At 70.5% G+C, this 20,447-nt stretch carries 16 protein-coding genes; 8 read left to right on the top strand and 8 right to left on the bottom strand.

From position 1 onward, the window contains the following. The first annotated feature begins 28 nt into the window (after window positions 1-28). The gene (locus AB0O28_RS22515) at window positions 29-1,732 is read left to right on the top strand and encodes an ABC transporter family substrate-binding protein (RefSeq protein WP_363643120.1); all 1,704 of its coding nucleotides are present in this window, start codon (window positions 29-31) and stop codon (window positions 1,730-1,732) included. Window positions 1,733-1,747: 15 nt separating this feature from the next. Here the strand turns inward: AB0O28_RS22515 and AB0O28_RS22510 are convergent, their stop codons facing one another. Both AB0O28_RS22510 and AB0O28_RS22505 read right to left on the bottom strand, forming a co-directional pair. Further along, entirely contained in the window at window positions 1,748-3,250 is a 1,503-nt protein-coding gene (locus AB0O28_RS22510) for a hypothetical protein (RefSeq protein WP_363643391.1), read from the bottom strand. A gap of 202 nt (window positions 3,251-3,452) precedes the next feature. Next, on the bottom strand, window positions 3,453-3,707 hold the full coding sequence (locus AB0O28_RS22505) for a hypothetical protein (RefSeq protein ID WP_363643118.1): 255 nt from the start codon (window positions 3,705-3,707) through the stop codon (window positions 3,453-3,455). Between the two features lie 133 nt (window positions 3,708-3,840). Between AB0O28_RS22505 and AB0O28_RS22500 the strand changes: the two genes are divergently transcribed. The 4 genes from AB0O28_RS22500 (at window position 3,841) to AB0O28_RS22485 (ending at window position 9,644) form a co-directional block, all read left to right on the top strand. Then, on the top strand, window positions 3,841-4,407 hold the full coding sequence (locus AB0O28_RS22500) for an HhH-GPD-type base excision DNA repair protein (RefSeq protein ID WP_363643117.1): 567 nt from the start codon (window positions 3,841-3,843) through the stop codon (window positions 4,405-4,407). A gap of 177 nt (window positions 4,408-4,584) precedes the next feature. Beyond that, window positions 4,585-6,666, top strand: coding sequence for a SpoIIE family protein phosphatase (locus AB0O28_RS22495; RefSeq protein WP_363643115.1), 2,082 nt, complete (start codon window positions 4,585-4,587; stop codon window positions 6,664-6,666). 218 nt (window positions 6,667-6,884) lie between these two features. After that, on the top strand, window positions 6,885-8,558 hold the full coding sequence (locus tag AB0O28_RS22490; RefSeq protein ID WP_363643113.1) for an RNA polymerase sigma factor: 1,674 nt from the start codon (window positions 6,885-6,887) through the stop codon (window positions 8,556-8,558). A gap of 120 nt (window positions 8,559-8,678) precedes the next feature. Continuing rightward, complete coding sequence (locus AB0O28_RS22485) at window positions 8,679-9,644, top strand: hypothetical protein (RefSeq protein WP_363643111.1); 966 nt, start codon at window positions 8,679-8,681, stop codon at window positions 9,642-9,644. A 66-nt stretch (window positions 9,645-9,710) separates the two neighbouring features. On the opposite strand, the gene AB0O28_RS22480 is transcribed toward AB0O28_RS22485, so the two are convergent. Together AB0O28_RS22480 and aceE are read right to left on the bottom strand one after the other, a co-directional pair. After that, window positions 9,711-10,460 (bottom strand): peroxide stress protein YaaA, encoded by a 750-nt coding sequence (locus AB0O28_RS22480; protein ID WP_363643110.1) that lies wholly within the window; start codon window positions 10,458-10,460, stop codon window positions 9,711-9,713. A 125-nt stretch (window positions 10,461-10,585) separates the two neighbouring features. Beyond that, window positions 10,586-13,042, bottom strand: a complete 2,457-nt coding sequence (gene aceE, locus AB0O28_RS22475; RefSeq protein ID WP_363643108.1) for a pyruvate dehydrogenase (acetyl-transferring), homodimeric type — start codon at window positions 13,040-13,042, stop codon at window positions 10,586-10,588. Window positions 13,043-13,106: 64 nt separating this feature from the next. Between aceE and AB0O28_RS22470 the strand changes: the two genes are divergently transcribed. Continuing rightward, window positions 13,107-13,748: a GntR family transcriptional regulator gene (locus AB0O28_RS22470; RefSeq protein WP_363643107.1), complete on the top strand. Its 642-nt coding sequence runs from the start codon at window positions 13,107-13,109 to the stop codon at window positions 13,746-13,748. Here the strand turns inward: AB0O28_RS22470 and AB0O28_RS22465 are convergent. Genes AB0O28_RS22465 through AB0O28_RS22455 form a run of 3 tightly spaced genes read right to left on the bottom strand, consistent with a single transcriptional unit; the run spans window position 13,745 to window position 16,942 of the window. Continuing rightward, the gene (locus tag AB0O28_RS22465) at window positions 13,745-14,665 is read right to left on the bottom strand and encodes a carbohydrate ABC transporter permease (RefSeq protein ID WP_363643105.1); all 921 of its coding nucleotides are present in this window, start codon (window positions 14,663-14,665) and stop codon (window positions 13,745-13,747) included. The genes AB0O28_RS22470 and AB0O28_RS22465 overlap by 4 nt on opposite strands. Beyond that, a complete protein-coding gene (locus AB0O28_RS22460) occupies window positions 14,662-15,594 on the bottom strand; it encodes a sugar ABC transporter permease (protein ID WP_363643103.1) in 933 nt (310 codons plus the stop codon). The genes AB0O28_RS22465 and AB0O28_RS22460 overlap by 4 nt, the downstream gene beginning before the upstream one ends. Window position 15,595: 1 nt before the next feature. Next, window positions 15,596-16,942: an extracellular solute-binding protein gene (locus AB0O28_RS22455; RefSeq protein WP_363643101.1), complete on the bottom strand. Its 1,347-nt coding sequence runs from the start codon at window positions 16,940-16,942 to the stop codon at window positions 15,596-15,598. A gap of 99 nt (window positions 16,943-17,041) precedes the next feature. Here AB0O28_RS22455 and AB0O28_RS22450 point away from each other — a divergent pair, with 99 nt between their 5' ends. Beyond that, window positions 17,042-17,773: a GNAT family N-acetyltransferase gene (locus AB0O28_RS22450; RefSeq protein ID WP_363643099.1), complete on the top strand. Its 732-nt coding sequence runs from the start codon at window positions 17,042-17,044 to the stop codon at window positions 17,771-17,773. A gap of 104 nt (window positions 17,774-17,877) precedes the next feature. Here AB0O28_RS22450 and AB0O28_RS22445 read toward each other — a convergent pair whose 3' ends face one another. Beyond that, the gene (locus AB0O28_RS22445; RefSeq protein WP_363643097.1) at window positions 17,878-18,108 is read right to left on the bottom strand and encodes a hypothetical protein; all 231 of its coding nucleotides are present in this window, start codon (window positions 18,106-18,108) and stop codon (window positions 17,878-17,880) included. 246 nt (window positions 18,109-18,354) lie between these two features. On the opposite strand from AB0O28_RS22445, the gene AB0O28_RS22440 reads away from it, so the two are divergent. Continuing rightward, a complete protein-coding gene (locus tag AB0O28_RS22440; protein ID WP_363643095.1) occupies window positions 18,355-20,427 on the top strand; it encodes a DNA topoisomerase IV subunit B in 2,073 nt (690 codons plus the stop codon). Window positions 20,428-20,447: the final 20 nt, after the last annotated feature.

Genomic DNA, 20,447 nt, shown 5'->3' with positions numbered 1-20,447 from the left:
ATGGTAGCCGGAGGGATCGGAGAAGCACGTGAGAGCACGATGGCCGGTTGCCCTGGCCGCACTGGCCGCTCTGTGGGCCGCCGGCGCCTGCGGCGTGCAGCGGGGGCCGGGCGAACCGGACAGCGGGCTCGCCCCCTCCCCGGTCAAGGCGTACGACATCAACCCGCTGCCGCGGGACAAGGTCAAGGACGGCGGCACGCTCCGGTGGGGGCTCACCGACTTCCCCGCGCAGTGGAACCGCAACCACGTCAACGGCGACACCACCGCCGTCAAGGCGGTGACGGACGCGCTGATGCCGCGCACGTTCCGGTCGGACGAGCGGGGGCGGCTGACCATCGACACCGACTACGTGACCAACGCGAGGATCACCGCGACCTCTCCCCGGCAGGTCATCACCTACTCCATCAACCCCAAGGCGAAGTGGTCGGACGGCAGGCCGATCACCTGGACGGACTTCGCCGCCCAATGGAAGGCCATGAGCGGCCGCGACCGGGACTACCGGGTCGACTCGACCATCGCGTACGAGAACATCCAGAGCGTGGCCCGGGGAGCGAGCGACCGCGAGGTGGTGGTCACCCTCGCCCAGCCGTTCAACGAATGGCAGTCCCTGTTCACGCCGCTGTATCCGAGCACCACCAACGCGACCGCGGCGGCGTTCAACGCCGACTGGATCAACCGCATCCCGGTGACCGCGGGGCCGTTCCGGGTGGAGCGTCTCGACGCCAAGGGCAGGACGGTCACGCTCACGCGCGACCCCGCCTGGTGGGGCAGCCGGGCCAAGCTGGACGGCATCGTGTTCCGGACCGTGCGTCCCGACCAGATGGTCCACGCCTTCACCAAGGGGGACGTGGACGTCTTCGAGGTGGGCCCGTCCCCCGACGACTACGCGCGGGTCAGGGAGGCGTGGGACGCCGTGATCCGGCAGGCCGCGGGCACCCAGTACCGGCAGTTCACCTTCAACGGGGAGAGCCCGGTCCTGGCCGACGTGCGCGTGCGCGAGGCCGTCGCGGCGGCGCTCGACCGCCGCGGTCTCATGCAGGTGGACCTGAAGGGCCTCGGCTGGCCGGCCGTCACGCTGGACAACCACTTCCTCATGAACAGTCAGTACGGCTACCACGCCAACGCCGGGGAGATCGGCGCGTACGACCCGGGGCGGGCCGGGCGGCTGCTCGACCAGGCGGGCTGGAAGCTGTCGGGCAAGACCCGCGTGAAGAACGGCAAACCGCTCACGCTGCGCTTCGTCGTTCCCGACGGGATCGTCATGAGCGGGGTCGAGGCCGACGTGGCCCGGCAGATGCTCCAGCGGGTCGGCATCCGGGTCGAGGTGCGCAAGGTGTCCTTCGACGACTTCTTCGGCAAGCACCTCATCCCCGGCGACTTCGACATCACCGCCTTCGCCTACCCGAGCACGCCCTACCCGGTGTCGAGCGTCTTCGACGTCTACGCGAACGGCGAGAGCGGCGGCCGGGGCGACGACGTCGAGTGGTACTCCAACCTCGGGCGCAGCGGGAGCAAGCAGATCGACGACGCCATGTACCGCGCCGGCAGCACGCTCGACGCGGCCAAGGTGCCCGGCCTGCTGAACGAGGCCGACCGGCTCGTCTGGGACAAGGTCAACGTGCTGCCGCTCTACCAGTGCCCGCAGGGCGTGGCCGTGCGGTCCGCGCTGGCCAACATCGGGGCCGGCGGGTTCTTCGACCTCAGGTACGAGGACATCGGCTTCGCCTCGTGAACGGCGGTCGTGGTGTCAGGCGGGAGGCTCGTCGGGGATGTCGGCGATGTCATCCAGGGCGGCGGCCAGCTCGTCCGGATGGTCGCCGATCCGCTCGGCGATCTCGATGAGGACGTGCAGCACGTCGTGCCGGTCGTGCCCGAGGTCGAGGAGGCGCTGGGCGGCCTCCCACAGCTGCGGCGGGTCGCCGACCCACAGCCGCCCCGCGATCTCCTCGTGCCAGGCGAGGTGCTCCTCCAGGTCCGTACGGCCCAGCTCGCCGGCGTGGTCGATCTCCAGCAGGATGCGCCGGTCGGCCTCGTCCGCCGGGTTCAGCAGGTCGAGGTCGGTCGACCCGCGCATGCCCTGCAGCAGGGGAAACGCGAACGCGCGCCGGGCCAGCGCGGACAGGTCGCCGTCGGGCAGCAGCCGTTCCACGAGAGAGCGGTCCAGCCCGAAGGCGGCGGGGTCCCGGTAGGCCTCGGTGAACCGGGCCGTCGCCTCCCAGACCGCGTCGAGCGTGGCCCGCACGCCCTCTTCCGGCAGCCCGATCCTGGGGCCGGCGAACCGCACCCACGCCGACAGCACGTGCGGCATCGCGTCCTGCTCCGCCGGTGTGAGCAGGACCTTACGCGGCAGCCAGTCGAGCAGGAACGTCTCACACTTGGTCGGGCTCACCCGCATCGGCCGGCCGAAGTCCCGGTCGCAGCCGTAGTCGATGATGTGGTCGGCGCAGCGGGAGGCGGCCGAGGGGTCAGACAGGTTCTCCGCCGCGTCCGAGGCGAGGAACTCGGCCGCGAGCATCGCCCGGCGGTCGCGGCTGTAGGGGGCCTCGGTGTGCGCGGGGGCGGGCCTCATCCGCCCGGGCGGCAGCGCCTTGACGCGGGCCCGCGCGAACGCGTGATAGGCGCTGTAGCTGTCGCTCACGAGCTTCGGGCCCGTGCGGCCGTGCGCGGCGGCCCGGGTGGCCTTCATCGCGAACTCCAGCAGCGCGCGCGCCTGCTGCGGCTCCAGCTCCTCGAACCGCAGCAGCGCGTTGCCGTCCGCCTCCAGCCTGGCCTGCTCAAGCAGCTTGTCGACCTGTGACGACACCCAGGCGTCGCGGGCCATGCCGCCCATGTTGTAGTCGACGACCACGACCAGCGCGTGGCTGTCCTCGCCGTTGTAGGCGAACGTGCACACAACGGTGTCCTGGTCGCCGTACACGTCCCTGGAGACGTAGCAGCCGGTCGGTTTGACGGCGCCGACGCGGTCCGCCCAGCGGGGCCGGGCGACGTCGGACTCCATCAGCGCGAGCGCCGCTCCCTCGGCCTTGGCCGCCTGCCGGGCGGTGCCGAGGTAGGCGACGGATATGAGCAGGGTGAGCGCGGCCGGCGTGCCGGCCTTGGCCGCGTAGTCCACCAGGCCCTCGCCGAGGATCTGCTCGACGTCACCGCCGCGCAGCCGTCTGCCCCACCAGGCGCCGAGCATGTCGGAGACCATGAGCTCCGCGTCCAGCGGGCTGCGCACGGCGAGCAGTTCCCTGGCCGCCAGCAGCATCTCCGCGAACACGTCGTCCGGCGGCCGGGTCTCCCGGGGGTCACGTCGGCGCCGGCGACTCACGAGATCTCGCTCCGCTCGCTCACGGTCACCACCTTCTCGCATTCCCGCCGTGAAGGGCATCAGGAACACGGGCCGGTGACTTCCCCGTTATCTGCCGCTCCAGCCTACGGCGACGGAGGCGGAGGCGTCGTACGCCGCCTCACCTCCGGGAAGGCGGCGCCGAGTTGACCATACCCAGGAGGTGCTCCCTGGCGACCCGTTCGACGATCTCCGGGGTGACGTCGAGCCCCAGATGCTCGCCGCAGGCCCAGGTGTCGGCGACGCAGCGGGCGACTGCGGACAGGGGGACGGTCAGGAATTCCGCGGCCAGCCGGTCGGTCACGAGTTCCACCGGTTCACGGAGGCTCTGCTCCGGTGTCGGGCCGCCACTGATTCGTGCTGCGAGTATGGGCATGGACTGCATTCCTCGCTGAATGGGGACCTGCCGCCCCTTATTCCACCTCTTTCCCCGGCGGTGTCAACCCTTGGACGGTCACCTCCTTCGGCAGGTCACCTCCTCACCGGCCGCCGCGTGGGAAGCTTGGCCCATGCGTATCCGGCTCGCCCAGGATCCCGAGGCCGACGAGCTGCTCGGCCGCAGCCCCCTCGCACTGCTCGTCGGCATGCTGCTCGACCAGCAGGTGCCACTGGAGCGGGCCTTCGCGGGGCCCCGCGCGATCGTGAACCGGCTCGGCCGCGACCTGGACGCGCGTGAGATCGCCTCCTATGATCCTGACCAGTTCGCGGCCCTGCTCGCGGCGACGCCCGCCGTTCACCGCTATCCCAAGGCGATGGCGGCCCGCGTCCAGGCGCTCGCGACCTATCTCGTCGAGCACTACGATGGCTCGGCCGAGAAGGTATGGGAGGATGTCCGCGACGGTGCCGAACTGCTGCGCCGGCTGCTGGCCCTCCCCGGGTTCGGCCGGCAGAAGGCCCAGATCTTCCTGGCCCTGCTGGGTAAGCAGTGCGGTGTGCGCCCGGACGGCTGGCGTGAGGCGGCCGGGCCGTACGGCGAGGAGGGGGTGCACCGGTCGGTGGCCGACGTCGTGGACGCCGAGAGCCTGCAACTGGTCCGCGCGACCAAGCAGGAAGCGAAGCGGGCGGCCAAAAAGTAGGCCGGATCTTCCTGCGCGAGGCGCCGGTCTTTTGACAGGATGCGTTGACCGCATGGTGGGCGGGGCTTCCGTCCGCGTATGCCGATCGCCCATGATGTAGGGCAGATCTGCGCTACCAATCACAGTTATGGAGATGTGCCTCGTGGGAGACGCTGGCACGCGACGGAGGTGCCGACCATGAGCGCCGAAACCTCCGTGCCCCGGCCCCGGGAGCCCGGTTTGGACATATCAGACTCCGACCTCTTCAGAGGCCTGATGTCGGAGGCGCCGTTTGCCTTCGCGTTTTTTGGCCCGAATGGGTGTTTTGTCCGGGTCAACTCCACCTTTACCGAGCTGACCGGCCATCCTGTCGAGTTGCATCTTGACCGCCAGCCTGCCGAGCTGTTGCCGGCCGACCTGACCACCCTGATCGAGGCGGCGCTGCGCCGGGTCGCCGACGAGGCGCTGCCGGTCACCGACCAGCGCATCAGGACCCGCGCCGAGAACGGCGACACCCGCCACTGGACGATGTCGTTCTTCCCGCTCCACGGCGACGACGGCGTCATCGGGACCGCGCTCTTCGGGGTGGACGTGACCCAGCGGCAGTCGAACGAGGAACTGCTGGAGCGCAGCGAGGAACGCTACCGCTCGCTGGTGGAGTCGCAGCAGCAGCTCGTCTGGATCAGCTCGCCCAGCGGCACGGTGGTCGAGGACGCGCCCCAGTGGCGGGCCATCACCGGCCAGGGCCTGGAGGAGTACCTCGCGCACGGCTGGCTGGACGCGGTGCACCCCGACGACCGTCCGGGCACCGAGGAGGCGTGGCGCGAGGCGCTGCGCGGCCGGACGATGTTCGAGTGGAGCTACCGGGTGCGCACCCGGGCCAGCGGCTACCGGCACTTCGAGGTCCGGGCCGTGCCGATCATCAGGCACGGCCGCGTCGTGGAGTGGGTCGGAGCGAACACCGACGTCACGCCGCAGCGCGAGGCGGAGGAGATGCGCGGCCGCCTCACCGACCAGCTCGGCGCCGCCGCGCTGCGCACCGCCCGCCTGCAGGGCGCGACCGCCCAGCTCGCCGAGGCGCTCACCGTCGAGCAGGTGGTGCAGGTCATCATCGACGTCGGCCGCACGGCCCTCGCCGCCGACCACTCCTCCGTCGCCCTGCTCGACCAGGACCGGGGCACGCTGGATCTGATCAGCAGTGGCGGCATCCCGGACGCCCCGGGCGGGGAGATCGACCTCGCGCAGCCCAACGTGATGACGATGGCGGTCAACAGCCGGCGCCCGCTCTTCGCCGAGTCGCCCGACAGCCTGCGCGCCCAGCTCGTGGACGCCGGCGCCGACGAGGCGCGGATCTCCGAGTTCCTCGCGCAGACGGACGAGCGGGCCTGGGTGGGCCTGCCGCTGCTCGCGGCCGGGCGGGCGCTCGGCGCGTTGCGGTTCTCGTTCACGCGCACACAGAAGATCTCGCAGGAGGACGGCGTCTTCCTGGAGGCGCTGGCCGGGCAGTGCGCCCTCGCGGTCGAGCGGGCCACGCTGTTCGAACGCGAGCACAAGACGGCCGAGACGTTGCAGCGCAGCCTGCTGCCGGACCGCCTGCCGGTGGTTCGAGGGCTGATGCTGGCCCACCGCTTCCGCTCCGGCTCGCGCCACGTGCAGGTGGGCGGCGACTGGTACGACGCGTTCGTCCTGCAGGACGGCCGGGTGGCGGCCGTGGTGGGCGACGTCATGGGCAAGGGCGTCAAGGCCGCCGCCGGCATGGGCCGGATCCGCAACGCCATGCGGGCGCTCGCGCTGAACAACCCGCCCCCGGCGGCGGTGCTGACCGGGCTGGACCGCGTCTTCGAGGCGACCGAGGAGGAGGAGCAGGTCACCACCCTGGCGTACATGGTCGTCGAGCCCGGGACCGGGGAGGGCACGCTGGCCCTGGCCGGTCATCCGCCACCGCTGCTGGTCTCGCCGCAGGGTGTCGGGCTGCTGCACGAGACCGAGCCGGGCACTCCGCTCGGCTGGGCCACGAGCCGCAAGCAGTTCAGGTTCTGCGTGCCGCCGGGTCACACCGCCGTCCTGTACTCGGATGGTCTGGTGGAGAACCGCAAGCGTGGGCTGGACGCCGGGCTCAGGGAGCTTTCGTCCGTCGTGGCCGAAGCGCCCCCGGAGGTCCTGAACAGTCCGAATATGCTGCTCGATTTCCTGGTGGACCACATGCTGTCCGGGTATGAACAGGACGATGACGTAACGGTACTCGCGGTCCACGTTCCACCGGCCACGAAGAGTGACTGAATGAAACAGTCATAACGGTTGCAACCGGGTATCAGTGACCTCCTTCCGTACGCACTAGTGTCTCGGTCGGCCTAGGGTGGAGGAGCAACCGGCGGGACGCGGCCGTATCACGTGCCGTGGCGTGCCACAATGGCATGTCGCGGTCCGCGCGACCTCACCACCGGAAAAGAAGAAGCACCTGGGTCCATTCTCGCCATGCGTTCGTTCGAGAGGTGTTCGTGTCGCCTGCAAGTTCGACTCGCTCGAAGCCGTCGGAGCTGAACGAGCCAGTGATTCAGCAGCTCCTCGAGCGTGGGCGCTCGCAGGGTTTCCTCGAGTCCGAGGATGTCCGCAAGGCCTTCGAGGAAGCGGACATCCCGATGTCGCAAGCCGCTGGATTCCTGCGCAGCCTCAGCAAGGAGGGTGTGACCGTCGTGGTGACGGCCGCCGACTCCGCGGCTCCCAAGCGTTCTCGAGGTCAAGCCAAGCGCCGCACCACCGCGCCCGTCAAGAAGACCACCACCAAATCCGCAGCGGCCAAGGAGTCGCAGCCGGAGACCGTGACCGCCGTGGTGACCGACTCCGCGCCGGCCGCCAAGCCGGCGGCGAAGAAGCCCGCTCCGGCCAAGCCCGCTGCCGCCAAGGCTCCGGCCAAGCCCGCTCCGCCCAAGAAGGCCGCGCCTGCCAAGCCGGAGGCTCCCACCACGGGGCCCGAGGCCAAGGCGCCCAAGGCCGACTCGAAGCCGAAGTCCGCCGAACTCGCCGAGGACGACGAGGACATCGACCTCGAGGGTGACGTCGAGATCGAGGACTTCGACATCGAGGTCGAGGACGTCGAGATCGACGCCGAGGCGGAGACCGAAGAATCCGACGGCGACGCCGAGGCGGAGACCGAGGGCGACGAGCCCAAGGCCGAGGCGCTCGCCCAGTCCGAGGACGAGGTGCTGATCCTCACCGACGACGACGATGACGCGCCCGTCGCCCAGGTGGCGGCGGCCGGCGCCACCGCCGACCCGGTGAAGGACTACCTCAAGCAGATCGGCAAGGTGCCGCTCCTCAACGCCGAGCAGGAGGTCGAGCTCGCCAAGCGGATCGAGGCCGGCCTGTTCGCCGAGGAGCAGCTCGCCCAGGAGACCGACGGCCTGCCCGTCGACGTCCGCGCCGAACTGGAGTGGATCGCCGAGGACGGCCACCGTGCCAAGAACCACCTGCTGGAGGCCAACCTCCGTCTGGTGGTCTCGCTGGCCAAGCGGTACACCGGCCGCGGCATGCTGTTCCTGGACCTGATCCAGGAGGGCAACCTGGGCCTGATCCGTGCGGTCGAGAAGTTCGACTACACCAAGGGCTACAAGTTCTCCACGTACGCCACGTGGTGGATCCGGCAGGCGATCACCCGGGCCATGGCCGACCAGGCGCGGACCATCCGCATCCCGGTCCACATGGTCGAGGTGATCAACAAGCTGGCCCGCGTCCAGCGGCAGATGCTGCAGGACCTCGGCCGCGAGCCCACGCCGGAGGAGTTGGCGCGCGAGCTGGACATGACGCCCGAGAAGGTCATCGAGGTGCAGAAGTACGGCCGTGAGCCGATCTCCCTGCACACTCCGCTCGGTGAGGAGGGCGACAGCGAGTTCGGCGACCTCATCGAGGACTCCGAGGCGATCGTCCCGGCCGACGCCGTCAGCTTCACGCTGCTGCAGGAGCAGCTGCACTCCGTTCTCGACACGTTGTCGGAGCGGGAGGCGGGCGTGGTGTCGATGCGGTTCGGCCTCACCGACGGGCAGCCGAAGACCCTCGACGAGATCGGGAAGGTCTACGGCGTGACCCGCGAGCGGATCCGCCAGATCGAGTCCAAGACCATGTCGAAGCTGCGCCACCCCTCCCGTTCCCAGGTGCTGCGCGACTACCTGGACTGACGCACGGGGTCCATCGTCCCCCGGCCACGCACCACGGCCGCGGGGACGATGACGACTTTAACGCCCCCGTAACCTCGTGGTAGCGCCACGGGCACGTTGACGCTCCTAGGCTCGCGCCTCATGGGAGTGATCGAAGTGGATCGGGCGCGTGCTCGGGGGCCACGAGTGATCCCGGACCGCCCCTGGGCGGACACCATGCTCGACGAGGCGGTCGAGGCCGCCCGCGGAGGCGACCTCAGACCGGGGGCGGCCGTCCTCGCGGACAGCAGGGGCGACCCGGAGATCCGATCGCTGCGGACGGAGGCGCTGTCACGCGCCGTCGTGGGGGCGAGCCGGGCGATCGAATCGCTGCTCGCCCGCGACCAGGGCAATCCCGACCTGTGGCTGTGGTTCGGCCGGGCGCGGCTGGAGGAGGCATGGGAGCTGCGGCCCGACGTACGGGCCAGAGCGGTGCAGGCGGACCGGCTGCGGGTCTACCAGAGGGCGATGGAACAGGCCAGGCAGCCGCTGCTGACGGCGGCGACGCTCGCGCCGGGCGACCCGGTGCCCTGGGAGTGCCTGATGTGGCTGGCCATCGGGCTTGACCGGCCACGGACCGACAAGGACGCGGTCTGGTACGAGTGCTCGCGCCGATGGCCGACGCTGTATTCGGGGGCGCTGGCCCGCCTGATCACGCTGTCTCCCGGCTGGGGCGGCACCGCGCAGGAGATGCTCGGCTTCGCCCGCTCGGCCGCCGCGCACGCCCCGGAGGGCAGCCCGCTCCCGGCGCTCGTGCCGCTGGCCCACTTCGAGATCGTCGCCGCCGACCGCATGCCGATGTCCCGGGGCGGCTGGTTCTCCTTCGAGGCCCAACGCGAGATCGTCTCGGCCGCCGGCCACTGGGCCGAGCGGCGCCTCGGCGGGGCGCACCCGCGCGCGATCGAGGCGCACAACGTCTTCGGCGCCGCCTTCTACCTGTCGGATCTGCGGCGTCCGGCGCGCGGGCACCTCGCCAGGACGGGCGGCCGCTTCAGCCGGTTGCCCTGGTCGCACCTCGGCGATCCGGGGCAGCAGTACCGCCGGGCCTGCGCCCGGCTCAATGTCTGAAACCGGTGGCCGTCGGAGCCGGGACGGTCCGGAGCGCGAGGTGCTCGCGGGTTTCGGCCGCGGGATTCAGTCGTTCACGATCACGTCGAGGGTCCACGGCCGTCCCCGCCCGGCGGGCGCCGTCAGTTCCACCCGATGCCCGAGGCCGGTCAGCAGGCCGGCGAGGTCCGCGGCCGTGCGGGGCCGGCCGGGGGTCTCGACGAGCGAGCGGGCCACCATGCCCCGGGTGGCCTTCGCCATGTGGCTGACGACGGTCCGCTTCCCGGCCGCCTCCCTCAGCACCCGTACGGCCACGCCGCGCTCGCCGGGCTGCCAGGCGGCGGCGTACGTCGCGGACCGCATGTCCACCACGAGACCCTTCGTCGTGTCGAGCACCGCGGTGACGGACGGCCGCCAGAACGCGGCGAGGCCGCCCATCGGCGGCAGCCGTACGCCCATGGACAGCCGGTAGGGCGGCACGCGGTCGGACGGGCGCAGCAGGCCCCACAGCGCCGAGAACACGACGATCCTCCGGTCGGCCCGCCTCCGGGCCTCGGGGGAGAGGGTGGCCAGGCCCAGGTTGTCGTACAGCACGCCGGTGTAGAGGGCGGCGACGGGCAGCGTGCGCGCCGTGGGCAGCGCCAGGTTGCGCTCGATCTCGCCGGCCTGCCCGTCCGACAGGCCGAGCACGTCGCGCGCCTCGGGAGTGTGGCAGAGCGACACGAGGGCGTCGAGGACCTTCTCGCGCGGGGAGGCGAGTTCGGGGAAGCTGAGCCGGCGCACGGCGGAGGTGCCCCGGTCGGCCTTCCCTTCCGACGGCGGAAGCAGGATGAGCACGGTTCCGCAGCCTACTGTGCCCCTACCGGAGAGGCCCCTACCGGAGAGGCCCCTACCGGAGAGGCCCCGACCGGAGAGGCCCCGACCGGGGAGTTCTCCCCGATCGGGGCGCCGCGTCCCGGCGCTCACTCCCGGCCGGTCTCCACCGCCTTGAGCACGGCCTCCGCGATCGAGCGCGGATCCACGCCGAAATGCCTGCGGACCGCCTCTCGGGTGCCCGACAGCCCGAACCCGTCGGTGCCGAGCGAGGTCCACGGCCGGTCGATCCACGGGCTGATCTGGTCCGGCACCGCGCGCATCCAGTCGCTGACCGCGACCACCGGACCCGTCGTCCCGGCCAGGGCCTGCCGGATGTACGGCACGCCCGTCGCGGTCATGGCGTCGCGGCGCAGCTCGCTCCAGGAGGTGACCGACCACACGTCGACGCCCAGGCCGTACTCCTCCCGGAGCAGCCGCTGCGCCTCCAGCGCCCAGTGGATCGCGGTGCCGCTGGCCAGCAGGTGGGCCTGACCGCCACCGGCGGCGTAGCGATAGATCCCCCGCAGGATGCCCTCCTCGACGCCCTCCGGCATCGGCGGCTGGGGCATCGGCTCGTTGTAGACGGTCAGGTAGTAGAACACGTCCTCGCCGCCGGGGCCGTACATGCGCCGCAGGCCCTCACGCACGATCGTCCCCACCTCGTAGGCGAAGGCGGGATCGTAGGCCAGGCACGCCGGGTTGGCGGAGGCGAGGAGCTGCGAGTGACCGTCCGCGTGCTGCAGGCCCTCCCCGGTCATCGTGGTCCGGCCCGCGGTGGCGCCGACGAGGAACCCCCGGCCGAGCTGGTCGGCCAGTGCCCACATCTGGTCGCCGGTGCGCTGCCAGCCGAACATCGAGTAGAAGATGTAGAAGGGGATCATGACTTCGCCGTGGGTGGCGTAGCTGGAGGCCGCGGCCGTGAACGACGCCATCGACCCGGCCTCGGTGATGCCCTCCAGCAGGATCTGCCCGTCGGACGCCTCCTTGTACGCCAGCAGCAGGTCCCGGTCGACGGACTCGTAGCGCTGGCCCAGGGGCGAGTAGATCTTGGCGGTGGGGAACAGCGACTCCATGCCGAACGTCCGGGCCTCGTCGGGCACGATCGGCACCCAGCGGCGTCCGGTCTCCGGCTCCTTCATCAGGTCCTTGACCAGGCGGACGAAGGCCATCGTCGTCGCCACCGGCTGCTTCGAGCCCTTCTCCAGGGCCCGGAACGGCGCCTCACCCGGGGCCGGCAGCGGGCGGTAGGAGACCGTGCGGCGGGGGACGGGCCCGCCCAGCTCGCGGCGCCGCTCGGCGGCGTACCGCGCCTCCGGCGAGTCCGGCCCGGGATGCAGGTACGGCGGCAGGTCGCCGTCGAGAGCCTCGTCCGGCACCGGCAGGCCGAGCCGGTCGCGCAGCGCGCGGAACTCGTCCTGGGTGAGCTTCTTCATCTGGTGGTTGGCGTTGCGGGCCTCGATCCCCGCACCGAGGGTCCAGCCCTTCACGGTCTGCACGAGGATCACCGTGGGCGCGCCGCGGTTGTCCAGGGCCCGGCGGTAGGCGGCGTAGACCTTCCGCGGCTCGTGGCCCGCTCGGGAATGGCCCACGATCCGCCGCAGGTCGTCGTCCGAGCAGGGCACGTCCAGCCCCTGGAACAGCCGCTCCCTGATGTAGGCGCCCGTCGAGGCGGCGAACGTCTGGAACTGCCCGTCCGGCACCTCGCCCAGCCGGGCCACCAGCTCGTCCGAGCCGAGCAGGCCGTCCCACTCCCGGCCCCACAGCGCCTTGACGACGTGCCAGCCCGCGCCCCTGAAGACGCTCTCGAGCTCCTGCACGATGCGGGTGTTGCCCCGCACCGGCCCGTCGAGCCGCTGCAGGTTGCAGTTGATCACGAACGTGAGGTTGTCGAGCCCCTCGCGGGCGGCCAGGGTGAGGGCGGCCGTGGACTCGGGCTCGTCCATCTCTCCGTCGCCGAGGAAGGCCCATACGTGGCTGTGCGAGGTGTCCTTGATGCCGCGGTTGTGCAGGTAGCGGTTGAACCTGGCCTGGTAGACCGCGTTGAGCGGGCCGAGGCCCATGGAGACGGTGGGAAACTGCCAGAAGTCCGGCATGGACCGCGGATGGGGGTACGACGGCAGCCCGCCCTCGGGCTCGCGCCTGAACAGGTCGAGCTGGGCTTCGCTCAGCCTGCCCTCGAGGAAGGCCCGGGCGTAGACGCCCGGGGAGGCGTGGCCCTGGAAGTAGACCTGGTCGCGGCCGCCGTTGAAGAAGTGGTTGAAGCCCACCTCGTACAGCCAGGCGGCCGAGGCGTAGGTCGCCAGGTGACCGCCGAGCCCCAGCCGGCTCCCTCTGGTGATCATCGCCGCGGCGTTCCACCGGTCGTACGCGGCGATGCGTGCCTCCAGCTCCAGGTCACCCGGGTAGACGGGCTCCTCCGAGGTCGGCACGGTGTTGATGTAGCGGGTGGTCGTGGCCAGCCGCTTCAGCAGGTAGTCGACCCGTTCGGGGCCGGCTGCACGGCGGACCGCCTCGAGGGATTCAAGCCATTCGGCGGTCTCCTGCGGATCCAGGTCTTCGTCCATGGATTCATTAAACACCCTATGATCGATCATCGGATGTATGCCCGTGCGGCCCTATCATCGGGTCGTGGAACACGTCGTGCGGTCGCCGCTTCGCGACCAGATCCGGCAGACCGTGCTCGACGGCCTGGCCGACGGCCGGTGGAAGCCCGGCGACCGCCTCGTCGAACGGCGGATGGCGGCCGAGCTCGGGGTCAGCCAGGCCCCGGTGCGTGAGGCGCTGCGCGAACTGGAGGCGCTCAGGCTCATCGAGTCCGCGCCCAACAGAGGCGCGCGGGTCCGCAGGCTCACCAGGGGCGACCTCCGCGAGGTGTACCAGGTGCGGGCGGGCCTGGAGGAGACGGCCGTCCGGCTGGGCAGGCCGCGCGTGGAGGCGTTGCGTGCGCACGTCAGTCGCCTGCACGAGGCGGCGGCCGCCGGTTCCCCGCGCGATCAGGTGCGGCACGGCGTCGCCTTCCACCGGGAGATCGTGAAAGCCTCGGGCAACGAGGTGCTGCTTGCGGTGTGGGAGTCGCTCGGCATCGAGGTGTGGACCCACCTGTCGATCCGCCTGTTCCGGATGTGCCCGCACGAGAACGCCGCCGACCACGAACCCCTCGTGGAGGCGTTCGAGCGAAACGACCCCGAGGTGGGCGTCCTGCTGCGGGAGCACGTGCTCGGCTACGCCCCGACAGAGCCGGACACGGCCGAGCCCGGGGGAGCGGGCTAGCCCTTCTGACCGGTCGTGGCGATGCCCTGGACGAAGTAGCGCTGGCCGGCGAAGAAGACGACGACGAGCGGCAGCGTGGTGATCACGCTCGCGGCCAGGACGATCTCCCACTTGGGGTCGCCGCCCTGGTAGAACTGGTCCACCACGGCCTTGAGCCCGCGTGGCAGCGTGAACAGCGCGGGATCCTGCAGGTAGATCAGCGGCTTCAACAGGTCGAACCAGCTCGCCTTGAGCTCGAAGATGAACGCGATGATCAGGGCCGGGCGGCCGAGGGGCAGCGCGATCCGCCAGAACAGGTCGAGGTAGGACGCGCCGTCCACCCTGGCCGCCTCGAACACGTAGCGCGGGATGCCGAGGAAGAACTGGCGCAGCAGGAAGATGTAGAACGCCGACCCGAACAGGTTGCCCGCCCACAGCGGCACCTGCGTGCCGGTCAGGCCGACGGAGTTCCAGATCAGGTACGTCGGCACGAGCGTGACGGCCGCGGGGAGCATCATCGTGGCGAGCACGCTGCCGAACAGCACGCCGCGCCCGGGGAAGCGGAAGTAGGCGAACCCGAAGGCGACGAACGCGCTCGACACGGTCACGGTGAGGGCCGCCGTGACCCCCACGACGACCGTGTTGAACAGCCAGGCCGGCATCGGCGCGGCGTCCCACACGTTCGCGTAGTTCTCCGGGGCGAACGGGTGTGGCCAGGGCAGGAACGGGTCGGCGAACGTCCGGTCGCGCGGCTTGAGCGAGGCCACGACCAGCCACACGAACGGGTAGAGGAACACCGCCGCGGCGGCCGAGAGCATGATGAGGAAGAACGCCCTGCGGGTGCCCGCCGTGCCCGGGCGGTCGTCGCGCGCGGCCTCCCGCGCCCGCTCCGCCACGCCGGCGCCCCCCGGCGGCGTACGGCCCGCCGCCGCGGTCATCGCGTCCCTCCCGGAGGCTCGGCCTCGTAGTAGACGAACCGCTTGCCGACCTTGACCTGCACGATCGTGATGATCCCGATGATCGCGAACAGCAGCCAGGCGAGCGCCGACGCGTAGCCCATGTGCAGGAACTGGAAGCCCTGCTGGAAGAGATAGACGACGTAGAACAGGGCCGAGTCCCCGTAGGAGTGCTGCGCGGTCTGGTTGCCGAAGAACATCGTGTATACCTGGTCGAACATCTGCAGCGCCGCGATCGTGTTGACGATCAGCACGAAGAACAGCGCTGAGCTGATCATCGGCAGCGTGACCGAGCGGAACCGCTGCCAGGGGCCGGCGCCGTCGATCATCGCGGCCTCGTACAGGTCGCGCGGCACGTTGCGCAGCGCCGCGAACAAGATGATCGTGGTCGAGCCGAGGTTCCACAGCGACATGAGCACGATGCCGGGCTTGACCCACGCGGGGTCGGTCGTCCACTGCGGCCCGTCCACGCCGAAGAGCCCGAGGAACTGGTTGACCAGCCCCGCCTGGCCGTTCAGCAGGAACAGGAACAGCACGCCCACCGCGACGTACGGCGTCATGGACGGCAGGTAGAACGCCGTGCGGAAGAATCCGGCGGCCCGGCCGGTGACGCGGTTGAGCATGAGCGCCAGCACCAGTGAGATCACCAGCGCCAGCGGCACGTGCAGGACCGTGTAGAAGGCCGTGTTGCCGATCGCCCTGGCGACCTTCGGGTCCTCCAGCATCGCGGCGTAGTTGCCGAGGCCGGCGAACTTCGGCGTGGAGATCAGGTCGTAGTCGGTCAGCGAGAGCACGAGGCTCGCGACCATGGGCCCGGCCTGGAACACCACCAGGCCGATCAGCCACGGCAGCAGGAACACGTAGGCCCAGCGGGCCTCGTGGCGGGCCAGTCCGGAAAGCGGGCGGGCCACGTCAGCCCGCCGCGGCCCGGAGGGCCTTGGCGGCCTCCTGATGCGCCTGGGAGAGGGCGGCCTTCGCATCCTGGCGTCCCTGCATCACCCGGGTCGCCGCATCGATCCACGCGGTGCGGAACTCCGCCGCGGCGGCCGACTGCGGGACGACGAAGCCCTTGTCCTGCACGCCCGTGATCGTCGTGGTCGCGTCGTCGTACGGCGTGTGCCCGCTCGGCTTGACGATCTGGGAAAAGATCTCCCGGTCGGCCTTGGCGTTGGCCGTGAACGTGCCCGGGTAGGGCTTGCCCTCCTGAGCCCGCTTGGCCGCCCGTGCCTTCGCCGCCGCGATCCAGGTGTCGGCCGAGGTCATCGTCTTGATCCACTGGCAGGCGACGTCCGGGTGCCTGGCCCCCTTGGGGATGACCCAGCCGTTGCCGCCGACCATGGTGATCGGATTGCCCTGTCTGTCCTTGAACGGCAGCACGGTGATCTTCGCGTCGGGGGAGGTGCTCGCCAGGGAGGTGACCAGGAAATGCTCGGTGAGCATCATCCCGATCTGGTCCTCGGTGATCGGGTTCTTCTCGCCGAAGTAGTCGAAGGTGTCGGTGAACGCCTTGAGCTTGGTCCAGCCGCCCTGGTCGTCGAGCAGCCCGTTGGCGTAGTCGAGCGCCTCCGCGACCTTCGGATCGTCCAGACGGGAGGTCTTCCCGTCCGCGGACAGCAGGTCGGCGCCGTTCGCCTTGGCCCACAGGGGGAGGAACTCCGGCAGCTTGGGATAGAAGCCGAAACGCTCGATCCTGCCGCCGGAGACCTTGTTCATCTTTCCGGCCAGGGCGGCCAGGGCGTCCCAGTCGGAGGTGTCGATGCTCGCCGGGTCCACCCCGGCGTCCTTGGCGGCCTTGTCGTTCACCAGCAGGATGATCGAGGTGTAGAACTCCGGCACGCCGTACCACCTGCCGTTCAGCTTCACCTGCTGCTGTGCGGCGGGATAGAAGTCGGACATCGGAATGCCCTCCTCGGCCACGCAGTCGTCCAACGGCTGGATCGCGCCTCTGGCGGCGTACGTGCCGATCAGCTGGCGGTCCAGGTAGACGACGTCCGGCGGGTTGCCGCTCGCCACCGCCGACAGGAACGCCTGCTCGTCGAACTGGCCCTGGTTGACGGTGAGCCTCACCTCGGGATGGGCCTTCCTGAAGGCGTCCGCCCGGGTGGTGGCGATCTCGTCGGGGAAGCCGAAGCCCATGATGGTCAAGGCGGCACCGCCGCCCGCGGCTCCCACGCCGCCGCACGCGAACAGGGGCAACACCGCTGCCAGGGCTCCTGCGAGCACGACCATGCCGGTACGGTTCCTGCGCGAGGGGGACACCGCCGCTCCCTTGAGGGGGTCCGAGGAATCGAAGGCACCCCCACTGCCCCAGGCGCAAGATCTGAACCCGAGCAGTGCAGGTCAACTAGGCTGCGGCGGGTGAGTGAGGAAATCGCACAGTTCGACCTGCTGGTGGATGAGGCATGGCCGGCGCCGGGGCGGGCCGAGGACGGCGGCTGGGTCTACCGGCACGCGGGCGGCGTGACGAAACGGGCCAACTCGGTGCTGCCGCTGGGAGAGTGCGCGGACCTGCCGGAGGCGGTCGACCGGGCCGAGCGCTTCTACGCGGGCATCGGGCAGCCCTGCGTGTTCTCGGTCGGCATGGGCGCGACGCCCGGGCTCGACGACGAACTCGGCCGCCGGGGCTACCGGCTCGTGGATCCCACTTTGGTGATGACCAGGCCGCTCACCGGCGATGAGCCTGCCGCCGATGCGGCGGTGGAGGACAGGCCGTCGCAACGGTGGCTGCGCACCTGGTGGAGCGTGGACGGCGGGCGTCACGCGGACACCGGAGAGGTTCCGGCGCGGGTGTGGGGCGAGCGGATCCTCGCCGGGGTGCCCGCGGGGTACGTCCTCCGTGAGGAGGGCGCCGTGGGAAGAGGCGTGCCGCAGGGACGGTGGCTGGGGATCTACTGCATGGCGGTCGAGCCGCACGCCAGGCGGCGCGGCCTTGGTGCGGCCGTCCTGCGCGCCCTGCTCGCCTGGGGACGGCGGGGCGGTGCCGACAGCGCGTACCTGGTGGTGACAGAGGCCAACGCCGGCGCCCGCGCGCTCTACGAGCGGGAGGGCTTCACCGTCGCCGGCCGCTATCACTACCGTGTGCGGCCCTGACGGCGCCACCGCCGGGGAGGCGGCGCGCCGGCTCGGGCCGGTTCTCTATGGCGGCGGCGTGCTGAGCGGACATCGTCGTCCGGCTCCGGCACGCCGCCGAAGGGTCAGCGATCGCTGTCAGGGGCGGTCGCGGGGGATTCACTGAGTCGGGCCGACTCGTCCTGGATCTCAGCACCTTTGTCGCGCAGCACAGTCACGTGCTGACGCCCGTGGTGGGCGCAGAACAGCAACTCCCCACCCACGGGCAGGGTCGCGCGGATGTAGGCCTGAGCACCGCACCGGTCACACCGGTCCAGGGCCGTCAGCGGCTTGATGGGGGCGAGAGCTCCAGTCACGTATCGCCTTTCGGGTCGCCCCACGATCGTGGGGACGTTGGCGTCAGTCACTTGGGACAACATCTAACCGGATGAGGGCCTTCCCAATCATGCTGCGACTACGCCCAGAGCAGAATGATCCGGAAAGTGACCGGGATCACATCGAAAGTGCCGGTCATCATGCTGCGCCTGGCAAGCTTGTACGCGTAGAAACATGAGTGACGTTAAGCTGCGTACGCGTGTTCGATTGATAAGTAGGAGCTGGGTGTGACTGCGGTTCGCGCGGAGACGGGATACACCGCCCGTCACCTCTCTGTGCTCGAAGGCCTGGAGGCCGTCCGCAAGCGCCCGGGCATGTACATCGGCTCCACGGATACGCGTGGCCTCATGCACTGCCTGTGGGAGATCGTGGACAACGCGGTCGACGAGGCGCTCGCGGGCTACTGCACGCGGATCGAGGTCGAGCTGCACGCGGACGGCTCGATCGAGGTGCGCGACAACGGGCGCGGCATCCCCGTCGACATCGAGCCCAAGAGCGGCCTGGCCGGAGTCGAGCTCGTCTACACGAAGCTCCACGCGGGCGGCAAGTTCGGCGGCGGCTCCTACGGCGCGTCGGGCGGCCTGCACGGCGTCGGCGCCTCGGTGGTCAACGCGCTGTCCTCCCGGGTCGACGTGGAGGTCGACCGCGACGGCAAGGTCCACCAGATCAGCTTCCGCCGGGGCGTGCCCGGCGTGTTCGACGGCGAAGGACCGGGCGCCAAGTTCCGCAAGAAGTCGGGCCTGCGCGACGGCGGCCCGGCCCCGCGCGACCTCACCGGCACCCGCGTGCGTTTCTGGGCCGACCGGCAGATCTTCCTGCCCGAGGCGGAGGTCTCGCTCGACGAGATCCACGTGCGGCTGCGCCAGACGGCCTTCCTGGTGCCGGGACTCACGCTCGTGGTGCGCGACGTCCGCGGCGAGGAGCCGGTCGAGGAGACGTTCCGCTTCGACGGCGGCATCGGCGAGTTCACCGAGTTCCTGTCCCGTGACGAGGCCGTGTGCGAGGTGCTGCGGCTGCAGGGCGAGGGCCACTTCCACGAGACGGTCCCCGTGCTCGACGAGCAGGGCCACATGACGCCGACGGAGATCGAGCGTGAGCTCACCGTCGACGTTGCGGTCCGCTGGGGGAAGGGCTACGAGACGACCGTACGCTCCTTCGTGAACGTGATCGCCACGCCGAAGGGCGGCACCCACGTCGCCGGCTTCGAGCGGGCGCTGGTCCGCACGGTCAACGAGCAGCTGCGGGAGACCCGGCTGCTCAAGAACGGCGACGAGCCGGTGACCAAGGAGGACATCCTCGAAGGGCTCACCGCGGTGGTCACCGTGCGGGTTCCCGAGCCGCAGTTCGAGGGGCAGACCAAGGAGGTGCTCGGCACCTCGGCGGCCAGCCGCATCGTCGCTCACGTGGTCAGCCGGGAGCTCAAGGCGCTGTTCGCCAATCCCAAGCGGGCGCAGAAGCAGCAGCTGCGCGCGGTGCTCGAGAAGATCGTCGCCGCCGCCAAGGCCCGCATCGCCGCCCGCGAGCACCGCGACAACCAGCGGCGCAAGTCCGCCCTGGAGAACTCGGCGCTGCCCGCCAAACTGGTCGACTGCCGCAGCGACGACGTCGACCGCAGCGAGCTGTTCATCGTCGAGGGCGACTCCGCCCTGGGCACGGCCAAGCTCGCCCGCGACTCGGAGTTCCAGGCGCTGCTGCCGATCCGCGGCAAGATCCTGAACGTGCAGAAGGCGTCGGTCGCCGACATGCTCAAGAACGCCGAATGCGCCGCGATCATCCAGGTGGTGGGCGCAGGGTCCGGCCGCTCCTTCGACATCGAGGCGGCCCGCTACGGCAAGATCATCTTAATGGCCGACGCGGACGTGGACGGCGCGCACATCCGCTGCCTGCTGCTCACGCTCCTCCATCGCTACATGAAGCCGATGGTCGAGGCCGGGCGGGTGTTCGCCGCCGTGCCGCCGCTGCACCGCATCGAGGTCACCAACCCCGGGCGTGGCAAGGACAAGTACATCTACACCTACAGCGACGCCGAGCTGCACAAGGTCCTGCGCGACCTGGAGCGGCGCGGCAAGCGCTGGAAGGACCCCGTGCAGCGTTACAAGGGCCTCGGTGAGATGGACGCCGACCAGCTCGCCGAGACGACGATGGACCCCCGTCACCGTGTCCTGCGCCGCGTCAAGATCGAGGACGTGGAGGAGGCCGAGCACATCTTCAGCCTCCTCATGGGCAGCGACGTCGGCCCGCGCCGCGAGTTCATCATCGGCAGCGCCGCCGAGGTGGACCGCGACCACATCGACGCCTGACCGGTGCCGGCGGGGCTCAC

It is taken from the genome of Microbispora sp. NPDC088329 (assembly GCF_040685655.1).
Classification (GTDB): Bacteria; Actinomycetota; Actinomycetes; order Streptosporangiales; family Streptosporangiaceae; genus Microbispora.
Note: the sequence above shows the minus strand (reverse complement) of the source record. Positions and strands in the feature narration are given on the sequence as shown.

Excerpts from the sequence above, each read along its gene's own strand:
- AB0O28_RS22510 (WP_363643391.1), bottom strand. The coding sequence starts at position 3,250 with ATGCTGCTGGCGGCCAGGGAACTGCTCGCCGTGCGCAGCCCGCTGGAC.
- AB0O28_RS22505 (WP_363643118.1), bottom strand. The coding sequence starts at position 3,707 with ATGCCCATACTCGCAGCACGAATCAGTGGCGGCCCGACACCGGAGCAG.
- AB0O28_RS22500 (WP_363643117.1), top strand. The coding sequence starts at position 3,841 with ATGCGTATCCGGCTCGCCCAGGATCCCGAGGCCGACGAGCTGCTCGGC.
- AB0O28_RS22495 (WP_363643115.1), top strand. The coding sequence starts at position 4,585 with ATGAGCGCCGAAACCTCCGTGCCCCGGCCCCGGGAGCCCGGTTTGGAC.
- AB0O28_RS22485 (WP_363643111.1), top strand. The coding sequence starts at position 8,679 with ATGGGAGTGATCGAAGTGGATCGGGCGCGTGCTCGGGGGCCACGAGTG.
- aceE (WP_363643108.1), bottom strand. The coding sequence starts at position 13,042 with ATGGACGAAGACCTGGATCCGCAGGAGACCGCCGAATGGCTTGAATCC.
- AB0O28_RS22465 (WP_363643105.1), bottom strand. The coding sequence starts at position 14,665 with ATGACCGCGGCGGCGGGCCGTACGCCGCCGGGGGGCGCCGGCGTGGCG.